The sequence below is a fragment of the Thermophilibacter sp. genome (genome assembly GCF_966187215.1).
In genome coordinates, this window is the sequence record NZ_CBIFYV010000053.1 from 1 (window position 1) to 4333 (window position 4333).

Sequence of the window (4333 nt, forward strand, 5' to 3'; positions counted from 1 at the left end):
GTCGCCGCGGGCACGCATGACGGCGCCGGCGGCGGAGAGCAGGAAGACGCCAGGCAGGCCGGCGGCCCAGACCCGCGTGTAGGCCGCGGCGTCCGCGAGGGCGTCGGCCGGCACGCCGAGCGCGCCGTAGAGCGGGCCGGCGAGAAGCGCGCAGGGCAGTGCGACGGCGGCCGAGAGCGCGATTGCTGCGAGGAGCGCCGCCCCCTCCGCACGGGCGGCGCCGTCCTTCTCGCCCGCCCCGAGGCGGCGCGAGACGAGCACCGTGGCACCAACGGCGAGCCCGAGCGAGAGCGAGTTGGCCACGAAGCCGACCATCGTGGCGTTGGCGAGCGCGGCGAGCCCCCGCTCCCCGACGAACGCCCCCACGACGAGCATGTCCACGACCTGGTCGGCGGATTGCAGCAGGTTGGCGCCGAGCGCCGGCAGCGCGAAGCGCGCGAGGTTGGCGGCAGGCCAGCCGCCCAGGAAGTCTATTTCCTTCATTGGGTGTTCCTTTGCACGATCGAGACGAAAAGGGCCGCGGCAGAGAAGCCGCGGCCCCTGGGCTCGAACCGTGCGCGCACGAAGATAGTGCCGGCGGAGGCCGGTCGTCAGCGTGCGCAGGTTGTACCGTCAGCTCCTCGCGACTTCCTGCCAAGCATCACGGGGAGCGGCTCCAATCTGGAACTCGCCGATCTCGAGGTACAAGGGAAATTCCCTCCCTCAGTAGGATACGCGTGCATTCTACTCTCTCGGGATTTTGCGGGCAACAGAGTAAACCCCACGCCGATCGATCGCGTCGTCATCCGACTTCCCCGCCTCCTACTCGTCAAACGCAAGGCAGGCTACAGACATGTTCTCAAAGGCGGCCTCCACACGCGCGAGCCTCGCCGCGTCGCAGCCCACCCGGTCTATCTCCGCCACGTCGTGGACGTCCTTCTCCCTGCCGCTCTCCGCCTTAGCCGCGCGGCAGACCTCAAGGGTCGAGAACCCGACGGCGCCCATCCCGCGTATCTCGCGCATCTCGACGAAGTCCCCCTCGGCAATGCCGGGAATCCGCGCCTCGAAGAGGGCGCCGAAGCCCTCGGTGCGCTCGGTCGCCGCATTGCGCTGGATCAGGACGCCCCCGTTGAAGAGGAAGGGGCAGAAGCTGACAGGCACGCCGTCGACCACGGCGTGCGCGCCGAAGTCGGTGCGGGCCACGTTGCAGGCGAGGTCGATGGAGTCGAGCGAGCGCTCGTACAGCCCCTCGCCCACGAGCCACTCCCTGACGGCGGGCATGTCGCCCAGGCGCGCGGAGAGGTCGACGTCGCCGTGGAGCCTGCCGGAGTCGCGCCCCGACGCGACCCAGGGGACGAGCCCTCCCTCAAGAAAGACAATCCCCCGGAGCCCCTCCGCGGTCATGACGCGCAGCGCGGCGGCCTTGGCCCGGGCGAACGTGAAAGCCTCTGCATTGGCGCCGTGCTGGACTGAGATGGCGCTGCCCTGGGCGCGGCTCGCGCGCCCTGATTCGATGCGGTTCATGGTGAACATCCTCTTCTCCGATTTTGGACGCACGGAGCCGCGGGCGCATGGCCCGGGAATCCGCGTCCTTGTTCTGCGGTCGTCTCTCGGATTTAGAGGGTCGTCGTCACCGGAACCTCCCGTTTGGGGACATTTTTCTATTGTACCGGACGAGTGCGCGCGTCGCCTTCTTGGAGCATAGGCATTGGCACAAGGGCTGGGCACCGGAATCCTCCCTACAGAGCCGGTCAGGTCTCGTACTCGTACTCGCTCATGTGCAGCATCTTCCGGTTGCTCGCGTCGGGCACGGCATCGCCGTAGCGGCCTCGCACCTCAGCGCCGTAGCGACGCTCGTTCTCCTCCAAGAGCCCGCGCTTGAGCCCCTCGAACTTCTCGCGGCTGGCCAAGGGCAGGTCCTCCAACTCGGCGCGCACGCCTAGTCACGGCGCCTGCCGTCAACCCAGAAGATGAGCAGCGTCACCGCACCCCCAACGATGGCGAACCAGGTCTGGGGGACGGCGAGGACGCCCGTCGTGGCGGCGAGGGCAACGGCGGCGCCCACCCAGAGCGTCGGCAGGATCGCCGCGGTCCACGTCGGCCGTGCGTGGCGACCCAGGGCATGCGCCACGGCAAACGCGGCGGCCGCACCCACCACGACCGCGAGGCCGACGAACGCGCGCCGGTCGAGCAGCAGCCCTCCCGCCACGAGCACGCCGATGCCCGCGACGAGTCCCGCAAACACCTGAAGCACGAGGCGCATCGCGTGAGCCGCGGCGCTCTCCTGCGACGCCTCGGCCGGCGCGCCCGTCGCGGCGCCCAGAAGCTCCGCCACGCTCCTTGCCGACGCGCCCTCGACGCCCGCGTCCTTCCGCGCCGCGAGCGCCACGAGCGAGGAGGCCAGCACGAGCACCGCGAGCAGCAGGCGCAGCACCGGCTCCAGATAGTCGCGCCCCACCGTCGCCATGATGGCGAGCACGGCGATGACGGTGACCTCCACCGCCCCCAGCGCAATGGCATACGCCTTCGTCCGCCTCTCGCCCTTCTCCACCATCTCGCGCATCTCGTCCACGTCCCCTCTCACCAGCTCGTCGATCGTGGTGCCGAAGAGGTTTGCGAGGAGCAGCATGCTCTGGACGTCGGGCAGCGTCTTGTCGGTCTCCCAGTGGGAGACGGTCACGCGGCTCACATAGAGCCTCTGGGCGAGCTCCTCCTGCGAGAGCCCGAGCGCCTGGCGCCTCTCCCTGATCTGGTTGCCGATGTCCACGCGCGCCTCCGCACCCTCGCGTCCTCCTCTGCGGCCCAACCGTATCCCAGAGGCGGGAGACGCGCCGTATAAGGTGGTTTACAACCTGTCTGAGCTGGCCCTTTTGGGATGGCCGCACGCATCCAGCCATCGGCGGCGCGCGCCGCTCAACTCATCCCCAGTGTAGGCGCGCGGCCCCGTGACAGCGGCACGCGCAACTCGCATTTTCCAGAAAGACTGAGTTACGCGTGCTCACGGCGGGCAAATGGGACGCGTGACTCGAGGTTTTTGTCCAAATGGATGCTTTTCTCGAGTTGCGCGTCCTTCTCGCCATGCGTAACTCGACTTTCTCGTCACGCATCAGCCGCATGGGGCGAGAAGGGCACGGCGGACGCTCCTGTCACGCATCGGCCGCGTCGGGCAAGAGAAAAGCTCAGCAGACGTGCGCGCGCACCTCAGCGGCGACGGCGAGAAACTCGTCGGCCGTCTCGCAGCTCATGGCGGCATTGCGCCAGCGCGCGGCGTCGGGCATGCCCTTGAAGTACCAGCCGGCGAGGCTGCGCGCGCGCTTGAGGTGGGCGCCCGTGGCCTCGAGCAGCCGCACGTGGCACTCGAAGGCCGCGACCTTCTCGGCGGCCGACGCCTCGTGGCCCGAGAAGACCCACGGGTTGCCGTAGGTCCCGCGCGCCACCATCACCGCCGTGGCGCCCGTCTCGTCCATCGCGCGCAGCGCGTCCTCGTGTGACATCACGTCGCCGGAGGCGATGACCGGGACGTCAACGGCCTCGACCACGCGCGCGACCGCGCCCCAGTCGGCCTCTCCGTGGTACATCTGCGTGGCGAAGCGCCCGTGCACGGCCACCGCCGCGGCACCGGCCGCCTCCATCGCCCGCGCGAACTCGGGGGCCACCACCTGGCCCATGTAGCGGCCGCGTCGGATCTTCACCGTCACGTCGACGCCCGGCGCGCCCTCCCGGCACGCTCGCACGATCCGCGCGGCGAGCTCGGGGTCCTCGAGCAGCGCCGAGCCCTCGCCCTTGCGCGTGACCTTGGGCACCGGACAGGCCATGTTGACGTCGAGAAGCACGAGCCGCTCGCCGAGGCGCGCGGCCACCCGCTCGGCCGCCTCCCGGAACTGCTCGGGGCGGCTGCCGAAGAGCTGTACCGCGAGGTCGGGCTCGGCGGGGTCGGGGTCCACGAGCTCCCAGCTCTTCTCGCCGTAGTGCAGCCCCGCGACCGACACCATCTCGGAGTAGGCCAGCGCCGCCCCGCCGGCGCGCGCCATGAGGCGGTACGCCGCGTCCGAGACGCCGGCCATCGGCGCCATGAGCAGACGGCCCGCCAGAGACTCAGCGAGCGGGCGAGAAGCCCCTTGTCCCGCCGCAAACGGCTCCAGACGCGTTGCGAGGCCGGCCGCAGGAGCGTACGCCGCGAGGACCTCTGCTGCGGTCACTGGTCGTCCACCTTGAGGACGGCGAGGAAGGCCTCCTGCGGCACCTCGACGGTGCCGATCTGCTTCATGCGCTTCTTGCCCTCCTTCTGCTTCTCGAGCAGCTTGCGCTTGCGCGAGATGTCGCCGCCGTAGCACTTGGCGAGCACGTCCTTGCG

General features: G+C 69.9%; 6 protein-coding genes. All 6 read right to left on the reverse strand.

Annotation, left to right across the window (positions count from 1 at the left end; all coding sequences use genetic code 11):
• Positions 1-483 (reverse strand): MATE family efflux transporter (locus ACWTSU_RS04590; RefSeq protein ID WP_455138700.1); only part of this gene is annotated, 483 nt, incomplete at its 3' end.
• Positions 484-801: 318 nt separating this feature from the next.
• Positions 802-1512, reverse strand: a complete 711-nt coding sequence (locus tag ACWTSU_RS04595) for a hypothetical protein (protein WP_455138701.1) — start codon at positions 1510-1512, stop codon at positions 802-804.
• Between the two features lie 218 nt (positions 1513-1730).
• Entirely contained in the window at positions 1731-1889 is a 159-nt protein-coding gene (locus tag ACWTSU_RS04600; RefSeq protein ID WP_455138702.1) for a hypothetical protein, read from the reverse strand.
• A 29-nt stretch (positions 1890-1918) separates the two neighbouring features.
• Positions 1919-2746, reverse strand: coding sequence for a helix-turn-helix transcriptional regulator (locus tag ACWTSU_RS04605; RefSeq protein WP_455138703.1), 828 nt, complete (start codon positions 2744-2746; stop codon positions 1919-1921).
• Between the two features lie 412 nt (positions 2747-3158).
• A complete protein-coding gene (locus tag ACWTSU_RS04610; protein ID WP_455138704.1) occupies positions 3159-4178 on the reverse strand; it encodes a tRNA dihydrouridine synthase in 1020 nt (339 codons plus the stop codon).
• Positions 4175-4333: hypothetical protein (locus tag ACWTSU_RS04615; RefSeq protein WP_455138705.1), on the reverse strand; the 159-nt coding region annotated here is incomplete at its 5' end. The genes ACWTSU_RS04610 and ACWTSU_RS04615, both read right to left, overlap by 4 nt.